Here is a 17,909-nt window from a genome sequence, read left to right on the forward strand (position 1 = left end):
TGTCTGCAGCAACCGGTTTCCTGCACCTCGATCCATGGGCATGCGCGCTTCATTCTGTCACATGGTTGGCCGCTTTTCGGTCCTGCTCGGCAAGGCCTGCGGCATCTTCTACCTCACCGCCATCGGCCTGTCGGTCTACGAGGTCTTCACGCGATACCTCCTTGACCAGCCGACGGTCTGGACGACGGAAGCGGTTATGGCTTGCTGCGCGACTGCCTGGATGCTGTCGGCGGCTGCGATTACCCAGCAGAACCGTCATATCACCGTCACCAGCCTGGAGCTCCTTGTCGGCCCGTCTTTCTGGCTGGTGCTGCGCCGCATTGCGCTGGCGTTCCGCCTTGCAGCCGTCGCCGGGCTGACCTGGGCGATGTGGGGCCCCGCAGTCAGATCCCTTGAGAAACTCGAAAGGTCCGGCAGCGCCTTCAATCCTCCCTTGCCGAGCTACCTGAAGGTGCTGCTGGTCTTTGCCTGCGTGGTTTTCGCACTCCAACTGATTGCGAAGCTGATCGCACCACGGCCGGCCCGGCCGCCAGTCTGAATCGCGCCCGAGGCCGCCAACCCCGTGGGCATCGAATCCATCACGCTTCTGATGATCGCGAGTCTGTTCGCGCTCATGGCGCTCGGTGTGCCGCTGGGCGCGTCGACGCTGCTGATATCGGTTGCAGCAGCGCTTCTGAAGTTCGGGCCGCCGGGGTTGATCCTGATTTCCTCGAACGTCGTCGCGGTTTTCGGCAAGTACACGCTCGTCGCGGTGCCCTTCTTTGTGTTTATGGCCAACATCCTCGAGAGATCGGGCGTTGCCCGGGACCTCTTCAACTCCATGGCCATTCTGGGCGGACAGATGCGGGGCGGTGTCGCGGTCCAGACCGTGTTTGTCAGCGTGGTGCTGGCGGCCATGAGCGGTATCGTCGGCGGGGAAATCGTGCTCCTGGGCCTCATCGCCCTGCCGCAGATGTTTCGCCTCGGCTACGACCGCAAGCTGTCGATCGGAACGATCTGTTCGTCCGGCGCGCTGGCGACCCTGATCCCGCCCAGCGTCGTCCTGATCGTCTACGGTGCTGAGGCGGGGGTATCCGTAAAGGACCTCTTCACCGCCGGCTTCGGACCGGGGCTCCTGCTTGCCACCCTCTACACGGCCTACATCGTCATTCGGTGTCGGCTCAACCCGGCCCTTGGCCCCGCCTATGACGCGCCGGAAGCGGCGCTGCCGTTCGCGCGGCGGCTCGTCTACCTCAAGGGTTTGATTCTGCCGCTGATCCTGATCGGCGGCGTTCTGGGATCGATCTATGCCGGCGTGGCGACTGTGACCGAGGCCGCGGCCATCGGAGCCGTCGGCGCCTTGCTTATCGCGGTTCTGCGTCGGGAACTGACCGTCGAGAGCCTGCGTTCGGCGTTGTGGAGCACGACCGTCACGACCGGGTCGATCGTGTGGCTGATCGTCGGCGCCGTGAGCCTGGTCGGCATTTACAATGTTATGGGCGGTACGCGCTTTCTCGCCGGGCTGCTGACCGGGATGGAAGTCCAGCCGCTGGTGGTCGTTCTCGTGATGATGGGCATCATCATGATCCTCGGCACCTTCATGGATTGGGTGGCCATCGTGTTCATCACCGTTCCGGTCTTCGCTCCCGTGATCGTCGACCTCGGCTATGACCCGGTGTGGTTTGGCATCCTCTTCGCGATGAACATCCAAATCTATATGCTGTCGCCACCCTTCGGGCCGGCCTGCTTCTACCTGAAGAGCGTGGCGCCCAAGGACGTGACCCTGCAGGAAATCTTTGCTGCCGTACTGCCCTTTATCGGTCTTCAGATCGTCGGGCTGGCTTTGGTGATCCTGTTCCCGCAGATCGCTCTGTGGCTGCCGTCCTTGGGAAAGTGATGGAGATCTGGGATGCATTCGCCCGATGATGATGACGATGCACCGGTTTATGATCTGGGTTGGTGGCCGGAGATCCTCGGCATCGCCGGGACGGTGGCCCTGCTTGCCTTCCTGATCGGCTATGCAAGCGGGTTCATGTGAGTTGTAGTCCCAATCGGGTTAGCGGCGTTTCAGCCTGCAGGCGTAGAAGCCGTCGAGGCCGCCCTGCGCAGCGAGATGGCAGGGCAGGCTGCGGAAGTCGCCCTCGGCAGTGAGTGCCTCGGCCATGCCGGGCAGCTCCTCCGCCGTGATGGGCACACGGACGAGGTTCTCGGTTTTCTCCAACAGTGCGGCGATGCGCTCCGGCCCCTCTTCGGGCTGCAGCGAGCAGACCGCGTAGACCAGAAGCCCGCCGGGCTTCAGCATGGCCGCCGCCGCCTCCAGCAGGCGGTCCTGCGCTTCGGTCAGCCCGGCGATCTGGTCCGGGCCCTTCAGCCAGGCGATGTCGGGATGGCGGCGCAGGGTGCCGGTCGCCGAGCAGGGCGCATCCAGCAGCACCGCGTCGGCCGGCTGCGGCGGCTGCCAGGCGGCGGCGTCGGTGGCGACCGTCGCGGCGCCGAGGCCGAGGCGCTGCAGGTTCTCCTCCAGGCGCTTCAGGCGGTTGGCCGCCCGCTCGACGGCGATGACCTCGGCCCCCGCCGCGGCGAGCTGGGCGGTCTTGCCGCCGGGCGCGGCGCAGAGGTCGAGGACCGTCCTGCCGGCGATGTTGCCCAGCAGGCGCGCCGGCACTGCCGCGGCCGCATCCTGTACCCACCAGGCCCCTTCCGCATAGCCGGGCAGGCGGGCGACGTCGCCCTGGCCGCCTTTCAGGCGCAGGCTGCCGCCCGGCAGCACCGCCGCATCGAGGCGTTCGGCCCAGGTCTCGGCCCCGGTTGTGCCATCGTCGGCTTTGCAGCTCAGGTCCAGCGGCGGCTCGGCCAACTGTGCTGCCGCAATGGCGCGCGTCGTCGTTTCGCCGTAGGCCGTGCACCAGCGCTCCCACAACCAGTCGGGCGTGTTGAGGCGTGCGGCGTCCTGTGTTGCGACCAGGTCGCTGCCCTCCCGCGCGAGGCGCCGCAGCACGGCATTCAGAAGACCCCGCTGCCCGGCCAGCCGCGGCCCGCGCGCCAGGTCCAGGCTGGTGCTCACCGCCGCATGGGCCGGGGTGCCGAGAAACAGCAGTTGCACTGCGCCGAGGCGCAGGATGTGGCGCAGCGCCGTGTCCTTGCGCTTCAGCGGCCGGTCCAGGCAGTGGTCGATCAGGGCATCGGTCTGGCCGAGGCGCCGCAGCACGGTGGCTGCCAGCAGGCGGGCGAAGCCGCGGTCGCGCGCCGCCAGCTTGGGCAGCACCGGGTTCCGGGCCAGCGCATCGTCCAAAGGCTGCCCGTCATCCAGGACCGCCTGCAGAACCGCCAGCGCCGTCCGGCGGGCGTCTCCCTTTTTTGGGCCGCTTCCCGGTCCATTCTTGGCGGCGCCTCTGGGCCGGCGGCGCTCTTCGCTGCGGTGATCGCTCATGGCGCTAGCAGGTAAGCGACCGGGGCCGCTCCTGCAAGCTTCGCGCGCGGCGCTGGCAGCTTAATCCGATGTAGCACGGTGGGGCTTCAGCGTCTCCCAGTCGAAAACGACGCCGGTGCCGGGTGTGTCCGGCGCCACGGCCAGATGGTTCTCCACCACCAGGGGACGGGTCGTGTAGGCGTCGATGGGAAAGCTGTGGACCTCCAGCCAGCCGGCCTGCGGATCCTCGGCTGTGGTCAGCCCGGCCAGCAGGCTCACGTGCAGCTCCTGCATACCGTGGGAGCAGACGAGGATGCCGCGCTCCCCGGCCATGGCGGCGGCTTTCAGAAAGGCCGTGATGCCGCCGCAGTTCCCGGCATCCGGTTGAAGGAAGGACAGCTTCGCCGTGGAGAGCGCGCAGGCGAACTCGTGCAGGCTGCGCTGGTTCTCGCCCATCGCCAGCGGCATGCCGGTCGCCTCCGCGATGCGCGCGTAGCCTGCATAGTCTTCCGGGTCGGTCGGCTCCTCGAACCACAGCGGGTCGAAGGCCTTGAAAGCCTCGGCGGCGGCGATCGCCTGGTCGACGCTCAAGGCGTAGTTGGCGTCCACCATGAAGGCCCTGTCGGGGCCGATGAGCGCGCGCACCGCCTCCGCGCGGGCGATGTCCTCGGCCAGGTCCGGGCGTCCGACCTTGATCTTCACGCCGTTGAAGCCTTCGTCGAGGTAGCCCTGGACGCTGGCCAGCAGCTTCTCCAGGGAGTAGCCGAGGTCGATGCCGCCGCGGTAGGCTCTGGCGGTTCTGCCCGCGCCGCCGGCCATCTGCCACAGCGCTTCGCCGCGCTGCTTGCCGCGCAGATCCCAGAGCGCGATGTCGACGGCCGAGATCGCCATGGTGGCGATGCCGCCGCGCCCGACGTAGTGCAGATAGTCGTGCATGAAGCCGAAGAGCCCTTCGACATCGGCTGCATCCCGCCCGATCAGGACCGGCCCCAGATCGTGTTCGACCACCGCATGGACGCCGTGGCCGCCGCGCCCGCCGGTGTAGCTGTAGCCGAAGCCCTCGGCGCCGTTGTCCAGCGCGATGCGAACCGTGATGAGGTCGAAGTGGGTGTGGTCGCCGTGCATGGCATCGCTCAGCACCTCCGCCAGCGGCACCTTGAACAGGGCCGGCTCGATGCTGCGGATGGTCGTCCCGCTCATGGTGCTTCCTCCCCCGAACGCGGCCGTCTAGGTGCTCTTTAAGAGCAACCTAGCCGATGGCTTGAGGAACGAACCAGCGTTGCTTTACGAGTAGGCCCTGCGTTAGCGCCCTCAGCCCCAGGGGCGTCCCGGGCGGGCGCTGGACTGGCCCATGTCGGACGCCATCTGGCGCAGCCGCTGGATACGGTTTTCGGTGCGCGGATGGGTGGTGAAAAGGCCGTCCATCTGGTTGGCGTGCAGCGGGTTGATGATGAACATATGCGCCGTCGCCGGGTTGCTCTCGGCCACCTCGTTGTCGATGCCGCGCGCGGCGCGGTCGATCTTCTCCAGCGCCGAGGCGAGCCAGAGCGGCTGGCCGCAGATCTCGGCGCCCATGCGGTCGGCGGCATACTCGCGGGTGCGCGAGATGGCCATCTGCACCAGGGCGGCAGCCATCGGCGCCAGGATCATGATCAGGATCACGCCGACGAAGCCCAGCGGGTTGTTGCGGCTGTTGCCGAAGAACAGGCCGAAGTTGGCGAGCATGGAGATCGCGCCGGCGATGGTCGCCGTGATGGTCATGGTCAGGGTGTCGCGGTTCTTCACGTGCGCCAGTTCGTGGGCCATGACCCCGGCCAGTTCCTCCGAGCTCAGGCGGCGCAGCAGACCGGTGGTGGCGGCCACTGCCGCATTCTCCGGGTTGCGCCCGGTGGCGAAGGCGTTAGGCTGGTCGTCGTCGATGACGTAGACGCGCGGCATCGGCAGCCCGGCATTGGCCGAGAGCTGCTCGACGATGCCGACCAGGGCCGGCGCCGTCTTGCGGTCGACCTGGCGGGCCCGGAACATCCGCAGCACCATCTTGTCGGAGTTCCAATAGGCGAAGGCGTTCATGCCCAGGGCGATGACGAAGGCGATCAGCATGCCCCCGGTGCCGCCGAGCAGAAAGCCGACGGCCAGGAACAGGCCGGTCATGACGGCCATCAGAATGCCGGTGCGCAGTGAGTTCATCATTTCGTCACTATGGGGTCGTCACTATGGGGCCTGGCGGGAGCGCCGGAACCTCGATTTTATCCATTGTTTCAAGGGTGTTGTGCAATCTCCCTGTCTGAGGTGGGGAGGGCCGGCGGGCAGGTCAAGACTTGGCGATGGTGCCCGGCGATGCCATATAAAGGGCATGTTCGAGAAGTTCACGGCGCGCAAGCCCAAACCCCGGGATTCCCAGGTGGAGCCGCTCCAGGCGCCCGCTCCCGCGCGCGATCCGGGGACCGCGAAGCAGGCAGCCCAAAAAGCCGACCCCAAGGCCGCGCCTGCAAAAGAAGCTGTTTCGCGAGAAAAGGATGGGCAGCCCAAGGAGCTCGGCGGCCCCAGCGGCCCGGAGCCGACGCGCTACGGCGACTGGGAACGCAAGGGCATCTGCGTCGATTTCTGAGCGTCCCGTCCTCTGCCATCACGGTCTTCAAGGACTTCATTCCTGATTAGACAGCGCTTCAGGGGCGCTTCTGTGTCTCGCCCAGGTTGACCAGGGCGACCCCCAGCATCGTCAGAGCCATGCCCAGCAGGGCCAGGGGGCCGAAGGTCTCGCCGAACAGCGGCCAGGCGATCAGCGCGGTGAACGGCGGGGCCAGGAAGAAGAGGCTCGAGACGCGCGACGCCTGGCCGCGCTGGATCAGCCAGTAGAGCAGGCTGACCGCCCCCAGCGAGAGCACCAGCACCAGCCAGGCCATGGCCAGCACAAAGTCGCCGGTCCAGGCGATCTGCCCTTGCTCGAAGACCGCCGCGAAAAGCCCGCAGCCCGCGGCGGCGGCCAGGTACTGGATCACCGACCCGCTGCGCAGATCCATCTCGGCACAGAAGCGCTTCTGATAGAGCGTGGCGACGGTGATGCCGCAGAGCGCCAGCAGGCTGAGGGCGACGCCTTCGACCGTGCCCAGGCCGGCGCCCAGCTTGCGCCAGACCACCAGGCCGACCCCCAGCAGCGCCAGGACGAGGCCGAGCCACTGGCGCGGGCTGACCCGCTCGCCCAGAACCGCGCCGGCCAGGGCGGCCACCAGGACCGGCTGAATGCCGACGATGAGGGCGGAGACGCCGGCCTCGACGCCCTGGTCGATGCTGGCGAAGACGCCGCCCAGGTAGACGCCGTGCAGCAAGAGGCCGGCAACGCAGAGGTGGGCGAGGTTGCGCCAGCCCCGGGGCCAGGGCGCTCCGGTGGCCAGGGCCAGCAGGGCCAGCAAGGCCGCGGCGATCACGAACCGCAGCGCCAGAAAGGTCAGTGGCTCGGCATGGGGCAGTCCCAGCTTGGCGCCGATGAAGCCGGTGCTCCACAGCAGAACGAAAGTCGCCGCTGCGCCGAAGCCCAGCAGGCCGTGCCGGGCGGCGCCGGGCACGCCTCCGCCCGTCATGACTGGCCGCTCATCATGACTTGCTGATAGACGCCCGGAGGGTTCCCCGCAAATGCGGTTACGGCATGGGTGCTACCCGCCCGGCTTAGACCTCCAGCGCTTTGACGAAGGCAAAGCCGCGCTTGTGCAGGCCGAAGGCTTCATAGAAGCGATGCGCATCCTCGCGCCAGAGGCCGGAGTTCAGGCGCAGCGCTGCGCAGTCTTCGCGCCGTGCCTCCGCCTCCGCATGGGCCAGCAGCGCCTGCCCGATGCCGCCGCCCCGGCGTGCCGCCGCGACGACGAGGTCGTCGACGAAGAGACTGCGGCCGAAGACGAGATCGTTCCAGAGGCGGTAGCCGATAACACCCACCACTTGGCTCCGCTCCTCTGCCCGGGCCAGGCGGTAGCCCTGGGTCCTGGCCGCCACGACCCGCTCGTCGTAGCCGGCCCGATCCAGGCCGTCGCGCAGTTCGTGCATCACGTCATAGCAGGCCGCAATGCTCTCCGCGTCGCAGCAGGCGATGACGGTGACCTCCGTACGCTGGCTTTGCGTGTGCTCCATGGCGTCGATCGACCTCTCTGCTCTCCTGTCAGCCGATCCGAATTCTGGCGAGATTCGCCGGCCGGGTCAGCCCGCTCTTCAGGGCCGGGTCGTCGATCGGCGCGCCGATCGCCGTGGGCGTCGGTACCACGCCGGCCCAGACGTCCAGGTCCATGTCCTCGTCATCGTCGATGGGCGGGCCGCTGCGCACCTTGGCCGCGACCTCTTCCAGCTTCAGGGAAACGACGGTCGTGGCTTTGACTTCCTGGGTGGTCGGGGCGCGCAGATCGGGCCAGCGGCCGGGCACCATACGCTCAAGCAGCGCTTCCAGGCAGGCCAGCTTCCTTTCCTTGCCTTCCACCAGTTCGGCACGGCCGAGCGCCATGACGCTGCGGTAGTTGACCGAGGTGTGGAAGCCGGAGCGCGCCAGCACCAGGCCGTCCATCAGAGCGACGGTAAAGCAGACCTGCGGGCCCTGCTTCAGGTGGCGCAGCATCTTGCTGGCCGAGGAGCCGTGCCAGTAGACCCGGTCGTCCATGCGCCAATAGGCCGTCGGCGTGACGTAGGGCTGGCCGTCGATGACGTAGCCGACATGGCACATCAGGCCGGCGTCGAGGATCGCGTAGACCGTTTCGCGGTCGTAGTGGCCGCGGGTGTGGGCGCGCTTGAGCTGCGTCCGCGCGGTGGGTTGGAAGGCGTCTTGGGCCTCGGGACTAGGTGAATCGTTCATGGGTCTTCCAAGGATCTTCAGATGGCTCGCGTGCGGTGCGAGCGCACGCTAGGCACAAGGTGGTTTTTCAGGAAGAGCCGCTTCGTGCTATTTTACCGGACCAGTTTGTTGGGTCCTCGGCTCTGCGGGCCCGGTTCGGGAGGGCGCCATGCCGCAGCCATCGCTTCGCCGCCGCAAAACAGCGCTGCTCGCCCTGGCACTCGAGCGCGCTGCGCCCACCACCCTGCAGCAGCAGATCTGCGAGCAACTGCGCGAAATCATCCTTGCGGGCCGCCTGCCGCCGGGGGCCCGGCTGCCGTCCAGCCGGGCGTTGGCGGCGGAACTGGGCTGTTCGCGCAACACCGTTGTGACCGCCTTCGATCAGCTCCTGAGCGAAGGCTATCTGGAGGGCCAGGCCGGCTCGGGCACCTACGTCTGCCGCGTCCTGCCGGAAGAGCTGCTGGGCGTGGCGCCGTCGGCGGAGGCCGCTACGGCTTCCTCAGAGGCGCCCGGGGGCACAGCCGGCCCCCGGCTCGCCGGGCGCGCGGCAGCCATCGTCGACCTCAGCCGTCGCGACCGCGACCGGCACCGCTTGGCGCAAGGGTCGGCTGGGGACACAGCGCCGGGCTCGGCGCAGGCTCCGGGCGAAACGCTGCGGGCCTTTCTTTCCGGCCCGGAGACCAACGACTTTCCCTTCGATGTCTGGGGCCGCCTCTACGCCCGCATCTGGCGCCGCCCGGCCGAGCGGCTCCTCCAGCTCGACAGCGCCGCCGGGATGCAAAGCCTGCGCGAGGCGATCGCCGGCTACCTCCGGGCTTACCGCGGCCTTCAATGCGACTGGCACCAGGTCATCGTCACCACGGGCGCGCAGGCGGCCATCGGCCTGGCGACCCAGATGCTGCTGGAGCCGGGCGATGCCGTGTGGATCGAGGAACCCGGCTACGTCGGCCTGCGCGGCCCGCTGCTGGCGGCCGGCGCGGAACTGGTGCCGGTGCCGCTGGACGGCGAGGGGATCTCGGTTACCGCCGGGACCCACCTCGCAGCGAAGGCCCGCGCCGCCATCGTCACGCCTTCGCACCACTATCCTCTCGGCACAACGCTCACCCTGGCGCGCCGCCTTGAGCTGCTGGAATGGGCGCGGGAGGCCGATGCCTGGATCCTGGAGGACGACTACGACAGCGAGTACCGCTACGCGGGCCGGCCGCTGGCGTCGCTCCAGGGCCTTGCCGCCGGGCGCGGCGAAGCCGGCCGGGTGATCTACGTCGGCACCTTTTCCAAGGTGCTCTTCCCCTCCATCCGCATCGGCTACCTCGTGGTGCCGGAGGCGCTGGTGGAGCCGCTGACCGCTGGCCAGGCGGCGCTCGGCGCCATGCCCTCGGCCCTCGTGCAGCCGGTCCTCGCCAGCTTCATCGAGGACGGTTCCTTCGCCACCCACGTGCGCCGCATGCGCCGGCTGTATGCCGCGCGCCAGGCCGCGCTGGTGACGGCGGTGAAGACGCACCTCGACGACCTGCTGACGGTGACGCCCGACGATGCGGGCTTGCACGTCATGGCCGGGTTGAAAGCGCCGCTGGCCGAACGTCTGGGCGACCAGGGCGCCGCGCGGGTGGCGGCCGCGGCGGGCATCGGCGTCGTGCCCCTGGCGAACTACTTCCACGGCCCGGCGACACGCCAGGGCCTCATGCTCGGCTACGCCGGCGTCCCGGAAGAGGAGATCGACCGCGGCGCCCGATGGCTGGGCGAGGCGCTGCGTTCTGCGCTTTCGTAATTGCGGTTCTCCGGCAGGAGCAATGCCCCGCCCGCCGTTGAACTCGTCATGCTCGGGCTCGACCCGAGTATCCATCCTTCGAGACGCCGCCTGCACGTGTCATAAGGGCGCGGCTCCTCAGGATGAGGCGGTTCTCTTCCTCATGCTGAGGAGCGCCCGCAAAGGGCGCGTCTCGAAGCATGCCGGGCGGGTCGCGTACGTGGACCTTCGGATCAAGTCCGAGGCCGAGGATTCGATGGAAGGCTTGCGGCCTTGGGCGAGGTTGTTAGATCGTGCCGATCTTGCGGCGGGAGAGGGCCTTGCGGAAATCCTCCCGGTCTTCCACCACCTTCACCTCCGCCAGCAGGGTCAGAAGTGCGGCCTCGTCCAGGGCATCGCCGCAGAGCTGGCCGGTAACGATGGTGTCGATGGACTCGGGGTCGCTGTCGAAGGAGCTGTAGTCCACCAGGTGGTAGCCAAAGCGGAAGATGAAACAGTCCTCGTGGCGCAGCTCCGAGATCGCCTTGGTGTAGTAGCCGGTGCTGCCCTTGTCGGGGGTACCGAAACGCTTGGCGCTGCCGACCGTCAGGCGCCGGCTTTCCACTGCCGGCAGGCTCTTGGCGAAGCGCAGGAAGTCGTCCTCGTCGCGGATCTCCAGCGAGGGGTTGCGCGCAAACGCGCCGAAGAACACCCGTGAGGTGATGAGGAAGCCGTTGACCCCATGAAAGGTATAGAGGTTCTCGAAGAGCTGATACGCGCCGACCCGTTGACGCAGCTCGTCGATCTCGTAGGGGGAGCCGAGCGGCAGGTCGAGATCCGCTTCGCCGATGTCGATGGTGTCCCACTTGTCCGGCAGGGCGACGAGACGACCGTTGCCGTCGTCCACATCCGCCGTGGCACAAGCGCCCAGCATCAGCAGCAGCGCAGCGGCAATCGGCGCTGTCCAGCCGCGCTGCGTTCGATTTCTCCGGTTCTCCGTCACGCTCCACCCCGGCATGTCGTTGCAATCGAAAGGCTAGCAAAGGCGATCCGAAGAGGCCAAAGAGAAACGGCCGGTCTCGGAAGAAACCGGCCGCTTAATTGGGTGTAGTCTTACGACTATCCGCGGTTCATGCGGTTTTCGATCAGGTCGTCGACGACGCCGGGGTCGGCCAGGGTCGAGGTGTCGCCCAGACTGCCGTAGTCGTTCTCGGCGATCTTGCGCAGGATGCGCCGCATGATCTTGCCGGATCGGGTCTTGGGCAGGCCCGGTGCCCACTGGATCAGATCGGGGCTGGCGATGGGGCCGATCTCCTTGCGCACCCACTGCACCAGTTCCTTGCGCAGGTCGTCGGTCGGCTCCTCGCCGGCATTGAGGGTGACGTAGGCGTAGATGCCCTGGCCCTTGATGTCGTGCGGGTAGCCCACCACGGCTGACTCGGCGACCTTGTCGTGGGCGACCAGGGCGGATTCCACCTCGGCCGTTCCCATGCGGTGGCCGGAGACGTTGATGACATCGTCGACGCGCCCGGTGATCCAGTAATAGCCGTCCGCATCGCGGCGGCAGCCGTCGCCTGTGAAGTACTTGCCGGGATAGGTCGAGAAGTAGGTCTGCACGAAGCGCTCGTGAACGCCGTAGACCGTGCGCATCTGCCCGGGCCAGGAATCGGCGATGCAGAGGTTGCCTTCCGTGGCCCCCTCCAGATGCCCGCCCTCGCTGTCGACGATAACGGGGCGCACGCCGAAGAAGGGGCGCGTCGCCGAGCCCGGCTTCAGCGGTGTCGCGCCCGGCAGCGGCGTGATCAGAATGCCGCCGGTCTCGGTCTGCCACCAGGTGTCGACGATCGGGCAGCGGCCTTCGCCGACCACGTTGTGGTACCACATCCAGGCTTCCGGATTGATCGGCTCGCCCACGGTGCCGAGGACACGCAGGGTGTCGCGCTTGGTCTTCTTCACCGGCTCCTCGCCTTCGCGCATCAGGGCGCGGATGGCGGTTGGGGCGGTGTAGAAGATGTTCACCTTGTGCTTGTCGCAGACCTGCCAGAAGCGCGAAGCGTCCGGATAGTTCGGCACGCCTTCGAACATCAGTGTGGTCGCGCCGTTGGCCAGCGGCCCGTAGACGATGTAGCTGTGCCCGGTCACCCAGCCGACGTCGGCGGTGCACCAGTAGATCTCGCCGTCGTGATAGTCGAAGACGTACTGGTGGGTCATGGAGGCATAAACCATGTAGCCGCCGGTGGTGTGCAGAACGCCTTTCGGCTTACCGGTCGAGCCGGAGGTGTAGAGGATAAAGAGTGGTGCCTCGGCTTCCATCTCTTCGGCCGGGCAGTCCGGCGCCGCGGTCGCGCAGGCCTCGTGGTACCAGACGTCGCGGCCCTCCGACCATCCGATGTCGCCGCCGGTGCGCTTGACCACGAACACCGTCTTGACGTCCGGGCAGCTTTCCAGCGCCGCGTCTGTATTCTTCTTCAGCGGGATCTTGCGGCCGCCGCGCAGGCCCTCGTCGGCGGTGATCACGCATTCGGACTGACAGTCCTGGATGCGCCCGGCCAGGGCGTCCGGCGAGAAGCCGCCGAAGACGACGGAGTGGATGGCGCCGATGCGCGTGCAGGCCAGCATGGCATAGGCCGCCTCCGGGATCATCGGCATGTAGATGGTCACCCGGTCGCCCCGCTTCACGCCGCGTGCCTTCATGGCGTTGGCCAGGCGGCAGACGGCCTCGTGCAGTTCGCCGTAGGTGATGTGCTGCTGCTCGTTCGGGTCGTCGCCTTCCCAGATGATGGCGACATCGTTCTCGCGGGTCGGCAGGTGGCGGTCGATGCAGTTGTAGCTGGCGTTGGTGGTACCGTCGTGGAACCACTTGATGTGGACGTCGCCGGGCCCGTAGCTGACGTCCTTCACCTGGGTAAAGGGCTTGAACCAGTGGATCCGTTTGCCGTGTTCGGCCCAGAAGGCCTCAGGGTCGGCGATAGACTGTTCGTAGAGCTTGAAATAGCCGGCTTCGTCGCACCAGGCGCTTTCCGCGGTGTTGGCGAGAACGGGGAATACGGTCGCTTCGGACATGTCTGAGGAGGCCTCCCTGCTAGGATCGGATCTTGCGGACGGCCGGCTAGCCCTTGGTGCCGTCTTCTTTAGTTATTGGGATTATTTCCGCAAACGGGGCTGGAAACAAGGCCCGGGCCCCTGGCCTTTGGTATCGGTCGGCGGGCCGGCAAAGTCCTAGGATTACAGGCTTATAAGCACTCCGACCTGCGGGCGGGGCCTCTCAGACGGGGCCTCTCAGGCGGGTTCGGTCTTGCCCATCTTGCAGATCAGGGTCCACTCGGCTTTCCTGACCGGCAGCACCGACAGCCGCGACTGGCGCACCAGCGCCAGATCCTGAAGCTTCGGCTCGGCCTTGATCTGGGCCAGGGTCACCGGCTGCTCGAAGGGCTTCACCGCCTTCACGTCCACCATGCCGAAGCGCCCGCTGGCATCGCTGGGGTCGGGGTAGTAGAGCTTCGCCACCTCGACGATGCCGACGATCTGCTTTTCGTTGACCGAGTGGTAGAAGAACGCCAGATCGCCCAATTCCATGGCCTTCATGTTGTTGGAGGCCTGATAGTTGCGCACGCCGTCCCACTCCGCAGTGCCGGCCTTCACCTGGTCGTCCCAGGACCAGGTGCCGGGCTCCGACTTCATCAGCCAGTAGGCGGTCACGGCAGCACCTTCTTGTAGGCGGTGATGGTCACGCTCTCGAAGAGGCCGGCCTTCGTGTAGGGATCGCCGGCGGCGAAAGCTTCGGCATCTGCGCGGCTGTCGTCGCTCAGGATGATGACGCTGCCCGTTACCGAGGCGCCGTCGTCGCTGGTCATCGGGCCGGCAATCAGGATGCGATCCAGGTTGCCGTTCAGGTAGTCGAGATGGGCCGGCCGGTTCTCCGCCCGGACATGGCCGTGGCCGGCCTTGTCGACACAGTACAAGACGAACGCCATGAAACTCCCTCTCTTCCTCTGAAGTCTGCCCTTCGGATTGACCGTGACGATAGCCCCGGTAGCGGTGGAGCCGGCACTATGCCGAAAAGCCCTCCGCCTTGAAAGGCCGGGCCATCAGACCTTCAATGGTGGCGGCCAGGTCGGCGCCGTGGTTCACCACCTGATCGACCGCCGCGCAGATCGGCATCTCGATGCCTTCCGCTTCCGCCATGGCGACGGCGGCCTTGGCTGTATAAACGCCTTCGGTAACGCCCCGGCTGGCTGCCAGCGCCGCCTCCAGGCTCTCTCCTGAACCCAGGGCGAGGCCGAGGCTGTAGTTGCGCGACTGGGTCGCCGTGCAGCTGAGGGTGAGGTCGCCGAGGCCCGCCAGCCCCATCATCGTTTCCACCTTGCCGCCGCGCGCCAGGCAGAGCCGTGTCATCTCGGCAAGCCCGCGGGTGATAAGGGCGGCGCGGGCGTTGTCGCCCAGCTTCTGGCCGGCGACAATGCCGCAGGCGATTGCCAGCACGTTCTTCACGGCGCCGCCGATCTCCACCCCCAGCGGATCGTCGGAGACATAGGGACGGAAGCGGCTGCTGCCGATCGCCTGGGCCAGGGCCTTGGCCAGTTCGGCTTCGCCGCTGGCCAGCGTCACGGCGGTCGGCAGGCCGGCAGCCACCTCGGCGGCGAAGGTGGGGCCGGAGAGCACCGCGAGTGGATTGCTGCGGGCACAGTCCTCCGCCACCGCAGTCGTCAACTGCCCGCTGTGCTGCTCGATCCCCTTGGCGCAGAGCACCAGCGGCAGGTCCGATCCCAGGGCGGGAGCCAGATCCGACAGGGTGGCCCGCAGCGTCTGCGCCGGCACCACCACCAGGGCGGCCTCGGCTTCGGCCAGCGCGGCGGCGTCGCCGGTGATCCGGATTCCGCTGTCGAGGGTGACGCCCGCAAGGTAGCGCGTGTTCTCGCGAGCTTCTGCGATCTCCTCCATGCGCGCCGGGTCGCGGCCCCAGAGGGTGACCTGCCGACCGGCGCGTCGGCAGACCACGGCCAGGGCCGTGCCCCAGGCTCCGGCACCGATAACAGCCAGATGGTCCATGACGTGTCCCGACTCCTCCGGCCTCAGCGGCTGCCTCTCGCCTCGGCGGCGAGCTCCTCCAGCGGCCAGCGCGGCCGCGCGGCAAAGTCGAGGGGATCGGTGAGGCCGAGCCTCAGCCGTTCCACCCCCGCCCAGGCGATCATGGCGGCGTTGTCGGTGCAGAGCGCCGGCGGCGGTGCGATCAGGGTGCTGCCGATGTCCTGTGCCACCGTGTCCAGGCGCTGGCGCAGGTGCCGGTTGGCGGCGACCCCGCCAGCCACAACCAGCGGCCCCGGCCGGCCGTAGTCCTCGGCGAAGACCGCCAGGGCCTTGCTGCAGCGCTCCGCCAGGATGTCGCCCACCGCGGTCTGGAAGGCGGCAGCCAGGTCTGCCTTGCGGGCCGGGTCGCCATCGGGGTTGTCCAGCAGACCGGCGCTGTCGGCGGCATGGCGGACGGCGGTCTTGAGGCCGGAGAAGGAGAAGTCGAGACCGGCGCGTCCCAGCATCGGGCGCGGCAGATCGAAGGCCTCGGGGTCGCCCCCGGCCGCCTGGCGTTCCACCGCGGGCCCGCCGGGATAGCCGAGGCCGAGCAGCTTGGCCGTCTTGTCGAAGGCTTCGCCCACCGCGTCGTCGATGGTGCCGCCCAGGCGTCTGTAGCGTCCCACACCTTCCACCGCCAGGAGCTGGCAGTGACCGCCGGAGACCAGCAGCAGCAGATAGGGAAAGGCGAGATCGCTTCCCAGCCGCGCGGTCAGGGCGTGGCCCTCCAGATGATTGACGGCCAGGAAGGGCAGCTCCCAGGCCAGGGCGATGGCCTTGGCGGTCATCACGCCGACGAAGACGCCGCCGATCAGCCCGGGCCCGGCGGTGACGGCGACGCCGTCCAGTTCGGGGAAATCCAGCCCCGCCTCTGCCATCGCCTGCTCGACCAGGCGGTCGATGTGGTCGAGATGGCTGCGCGCGGCGATCTCCGGCACGACGCCGCCGAAGGGGCGGTGCTCGTCGAGCTGGGAGAGGACCAGGTTGGCGCGGATCTCGCCGGCGCCGGTTACCACCGCCGCGGCGGTTTCGTCGCAGGAGGTCTCGATGCCCAGCACGGTCAGCGCGTCGCTTGAGGGTTCCGTCTCGGCCATGCGCCGGACCTTAGAGCAAGGATTGTGGCGAAGCCAGTCATGCTCTAATGCTTGGTGCATGGCGACACGCTTACCCTTCCGCCTCGGCACCCGGGGCAGCCCGCTTGCCCTGGCCCAGGCGCACGAGGTACGCCGCCGCCTTGGCGATGCGCACCCGGAACTGGCCGGGGACGGCGCCGTCGAGATCGTGGTGATCAAGACCACCGGCGACCGCATCCAGGACCGCGCCCTGGCGGAGATCGGCGGCAAGGGACTCTTCACCAAGGAGATCGAAGAAGCCCTTCTCGCCGAAGAGATCGATGCCGCCGTGCATTCCATGAAGGACGTGCCCACCTGGCTGCCGGACGGGCTGGTGGTGGAGCACATCCTGCCGCGCGAGGACCCGCGCGACGCCTTCTTCTCGCCGCACGGCGACAGCCTGGCGGCCCTGCCGAAGGGTGCCAGGGTCGGTACCTCGTCCCTGCGCCGCCAGGCCCAGGTGCTGCTTGCGCGCCCGGATCTCAAAGTCGAACCGATCCGCGGCAACGTCGACACCCGCCTCGACAAGCTGGCCGCCGGAACGGTCGACGCCACTCTGCTGGCCGTGGCCGGGCTGCGCCGCCTCGGCAAGGCGGAGCGAATCACCGCCGCACTCCCGGTGGAAGAGATGCTGCCGGCGGTGGCCCAGGGCGCCATCGGTCTGGAGATCCGCGAAGGCGACGCGCGCAGCCGCAGCCTGCTCGATGCCATCTGCTGCCGTGACAGCGGCCTCCGCGTTGTGGCCGAGCGGGCCATGCTGGAAGTTCTGGAAGGGTCGTGCCGCACGCCGATCGCCGGGCTGGCGGAGCTGGCAGAGGACGGTACCGGCCTGCGCCTGCGCGGTCTGCTCGCGATGCCGGATGGCAGCGCCGTCTTCCGCGCCGACCTGCAGGGTTCGGTGGCCGACCCGGTCGGGCTCGGCAAGGCGCTGGGGCAGGAGCTGCTGGCCTCCGCCGGCAGCGACGTCATCGATGCCATCACCGGACACTGACGGCTCGGACCCGGGTTCACGAAGCCTGCGCGTCGTCGTCACCCGCCCGCGCGAGGATGCGGAGGCCCTGGTCGAAGCCCTCACCGTGCGCGGGCACTCCGTTCATCACGAACCGCTGCTCGCCATCCAGGCGCGGGAAGACCCGGCCTGGCCGGCCGGTCACGAGGATGTCCAGGCGCTGCTGATCACCAGTGCCAACGGCCTACGCGCCTTTATGCGTTGCGACGCACGCCGGACGCTGCCGGTCTTTGCCGTCGGCGATGCCTCGGCGGCGGCGGCGCGGTCGGCGGGCTTCACCGCGGTGCACTCCGCCGCGGGCACCGTCGAAGACCTGGCGCAGCTTGTCGGGGAAACCCTCGATCCCGGCGCCGGCCCTTTGCTGCACCCGGCGGCGGGCAAGCTGGCCGGCGACCTTCAGGGGCTGCTCGCGCAGGACGGGTTCCAGGTGCTGCGGGCGGTTCTCTACGATGCCGTGCCGGCGCAGAGCCTTTCCGAGGAATTTGTTCGCAAATTCGACTCAGGATTGATCGACGCCGTCACATTTTTCTCCCCCAGGACAGCGGCCACCTTTGCTAGCCTGATCGCGGAGGCAGGCCTCGTTCGGGCTTGTGGGCGGGTCGCCGCCCTGTGCCTCAGCCAGGCCGTTGCCGAACGCCTCTCGGGGCTGCCCTGGGCGGCGGTGGCGGTGGCCGAGCAGCCGGATCAGCCGGCCTTGCTGGCACGGCTTGACGCCCTGGCTGCGAAGCGCGAGTAATGAGGCGCATACTGCGCTGCAACGAAGGGCCTGAGGTATTGGGGGGCGTGCGGCGTCCGATCTA

At 68.1% G+C, this 17,909-nt stretch carries 19 protein-coding genes; 7 read left to right on the forward strand and 12 right to left on the reverse strand.

Annotated elements, in window-relative coordinates:
• The first annotated feature begins 40 nt into the window (after nucleotides 1–40).
• Genes Q0982_RS23065 through Q0982_RS23075 form a run of 3 tightly spaced genes read left to right on the forward strand, consistent with a single transcriptional unit; the run spans nucleotide 41 to nucleotide 2,017 of the window.
• Nucleotides 41–538, forward strand: a complete 498-nt coding sequence (locus tag Q0982_RS23065; RefSeq protein ID WP_299400231.1) for a TRAP transporter small permease subunit — start codon at nucleotides 41–43, stop codon at nucleotides 536–538.
• 24 nt (nucleotides 539–562) lie between these two features.
• Nucleotides 563–1,876: a TRAP transporter large permease subunit gene (locus tag Q0982_RS23070; protein WP_299400233.1), complete on the forward strand. Its 1,314-nt coding sequence runs from the start codon at nucleotides 563–565 to the stop codon at nucleotides 1,874–1,876.
• A 12-nt stretch (nucleotides 1,877–1,888) separates the two neighbouring features.
• The gene (locus Q0982_RS23075; RefSeq protein ID WP_299400235.1) at nucleotides 1,889–2,017 is read left to right on the forward strand and encodes a hypothetical protein; all 129 of its coding nucleotides are present in this window, start codon (nucleotides 1,889–1,891) and stop codon (nucleotides 2,015–2,017) included.
• Between the two features lie 18 nt (nucleotides 2,018–2,035).
• Here the strand turns inward: Q0982_RS23075 and rsmB are convergent, their stop codons facing one another.
• The 3 genes from rsmB to htpX all read right to left on the reverse strand — a co-directional run bounded on the left by rsmB (nucleotide 2,036) and on the right by htpX (nucleotide 5,575).
• Nucleotides 2,036–3,409, reverse strand: coding sequence for a 16S rRNA (cytosine(967)-C(5))-methyltransferase RsmB (gene rsmB / locus Q0982_RS23080; RefSeq protein WP_299400237.1), 1,374 nt, complete (start codon nucleotides 3,407–3,409; stop codon nucleotides 2,036–2,038).
• A 60-nt stretch (nucleotides 3,410–3,469) separates the two neighbouring features.
• Complete coding sequence (locus tag Q0982_RS23085) at nucleotides 3,470–4,588, reverse strand: mandelate racemase/muconate lactonizing enzyme family protein (protein WP_299400239.1); 1,119 nt, start codon at nucleotides 4,586–4,588, stop codon at nucleotides 3,470–3,472.
• Between the two features lie 111 nt (nucleotides 4,589–4,699).
• Nucleotides 4,700–5,575, reverse strand: coding sequence for a zinc metalloprotease HtpX (gene htpX, locus Q0982_RS23090; RefSeq protein ID WP_299400346.1), 876 nt, complete (start codon nucleotides 5,573–5,575; stop codon nucleotides 4,700–4,702).
• Nucleotides 5,576–5,741: 166 nt separating this feature from the next.
• Here htpX and Q0982_RS23095 point away from each other — a divergent pair, with 166 nt between their 5' ends.
• Nucleotides 5,742–5,996: a DUF1674 domain-containing protein gene (locus Q0982_RS23095; RefSeq protein WP_299400241.1), complete on the forward strand. Its 255-nt coding sequence runs from the start codon at nucleotides 5,742–5,744 to the stop codon at nucleotides 5,994–5,996.
• A gap of 58 nt (nucleotides 5,997–6,054) precedes the next feature.
• Here Q0982_RS23095 and Q0982_RS23100 read toward each other — a convergent pair whose 3' ends face one another.
• The 3 genes from Q0982_RS23100 to Q0982_RS23110 form a co-directional block, all read right to left on the reverse strand.
• Nucleotides 6,055–6,966 carry a DMT family transporter gene (locus Q0982_RS23100; protein ID WP_299400243.1) on the reverse strand — a complete coding sequence of 304 codons (912 nt, stop codon included), beginning with the start codon at nucleotides 6,964–6,966 and terminating at the stop codon, nucleotides 6,055–6,057.
• A gap of 85 nt (nucleotides 6,967–7,051) precedes the next feature.
• Nucleotides 7,052–7,507: a GNAT family N-acetyltransferase gene (locus tag Q0982_RS23105; protein WP_299400261.1), complete on the reverse strand. Its 456-nt coding sequence runs from the start codon at nucleotides 7,505–7,507 to the stop codon at nucleotides 7,052–7,054.
• 28 nt (nucleotides 7,508–7,535) lie between these two features.
• Nucleotides 7,536–8,216, reverse strand: coding sequence for a pyridoxamine 5'-phosphate oxidase family protein (locus Q0982_RS23110; RefSeq protein ID WP_299400263.1), 681 nt, complete (start codon nucleotides 8,214–8,216; stop codon nucleotides 7,536–7,538).
• 148 nt (nucleotides 8,217–8,364) lie between these two features.
• On the opposite strand from Q0982_RS23110, the gene Q0982_RS23115 reads away from it, so the two are divergent.
• On the forward strand, nucleotides 8,365–9,963 hold the full coding sequence (locus tag Q0982_RS23115) for a PLP-dependent aminotransferase family protein (RefSeq protein WP_299400266.1): 1,599 nt from the start codon (nucleotides 8,365–8,367) through the stop codon (nucleotides 9,961–9,963).
• 265 nt (nucleotides 9,964–10,228) lie between these two features.
• Here Q0982_RS23115 and Q0982_RS23120 read toward each other — a convergent pair whose 3' ends face one another.
• The 6 genes from Q0982_RS23120 to tsaD form a co-directional block, all read right to left on the reverse strand.
• Nucleotides 10,229–10,924: a hypothetical protein gene (locus Q0982_RS23120; protein WP_299400269.1), complete on the reverse strand. Its 696-nt coding sequence runs from the start codon at nucleotides 10,922–10,924 to the stop codon at nucleotides 10,229–10,231.
• Between the two features lie 116 nt (nucleotides 10,925–11,040).
• Nucleotides 11,041–12,984 carry an acetate--CoA ligase gene (gene acs / locus Q0982_RS23125; RefSeq protein WP_299400271.1) on the reverse strand — a complete coding sequence of 648 codons (1,944 nt, stop codon included), beginning with the start codon at nucleotides 12,982–12,984 and terminating at the stop codon, nucleotides 11,041–11,043.
• A gap of 216 nt (nucleotides 12,985–13,200) precedes the next feature.
• Complete coding sequence (locus tag Q0982_RS23130) at nucleotides 13,201–13,602, reverse strand: EVE domain-containing protein (protein WP_299400348.1); 402 nt, start codon at nucleotides 13,600–13,602, stop codon at nucleotides 13,201–13,203.
• A gap of 14 nt (nucleotides 13,603–13,616) precedes the next feature.
• Entirely contained in the window at nucleotides 13,617–13,895 is a 279-nt protein-coding gene (locus Q0982_RS23135) for a YciI family protein (RefSeq protein ID WP_299400272.1), read from the reverse strand.
• 76 nt (nucleotides 13,896–13,971) lie between these two features.
• Nucleotides 13,972–14,970: an NAD(P)H-dependent glycerol-3-phosphate dehydrogenase gene (locus tag Q0982_RS23140; protein ID WP_299400274.1), complete on the reverse strand. Its 999-nt coding sequence runs from the start codon at nucleotides 14,968–14,970 to the stop codon at nucleotides 13,972–13,974.
• Nucleotides 14,971–14,993: 23 nt separating this feature from the next.
• Nucleotides 14,994–16,052 (reverse strand): tRNA (adenosine(37)-N6)-threonylcarbamoyltransferase complex transferase subunit TsaD, encoded by a 1,059-nt coding sequence (tsaD, locus tag Q0982_RS23145; RefSeq protein WP_299400351.1) that lies wholly within the window; start codon nucleotides 16,050–16,052, stop codon nucleotides 14,994–14,996.
• A gap of 88 nt (nucleotides 16,053–16,140) precedes the next feature.
• Between tsaD and hemC the strand changes: the two genes are divergently transcribed.
• Nucleotides 16,141–17,091, forward strand: a complete 951-nt coding sequence (gene hemC, locus Q0982_RS23150; protein ID WP_299400276.1) for a hydroxymethylbilane synthase — start codon at nucleotides 16,141–16,143, stop codon at nucleotides 17,089–17,091.
• Nucleotides 17,072–17,845: a uroporphyrinogen-III synthase gene (locus Q0982_RS23155; RefSeq protein ID WP_299400278.1), complete on the forward strand. Its 774-nt coding sequence runs from the start codon at nucleotides 17,072–17,074 to the stop codon at nucleotides 17,843–17,845. The genes hemC and Q0982_RS23155 overlap by 20 nt, the downstream gene beginning before the upstream one ends.
• Nucleotides 17,846–17,909 lie beyond the last annotated feature (64 nt).

The sequence above is a fragment of the Pelagibius sp. genome (genome assembly GCF_028281305.1).
Classification (GTDB): Bacteria; Pseudomonadota; Alphaproteobacteria; order Kiloniellales; family Kiloniellaceae; genus Pelagibius.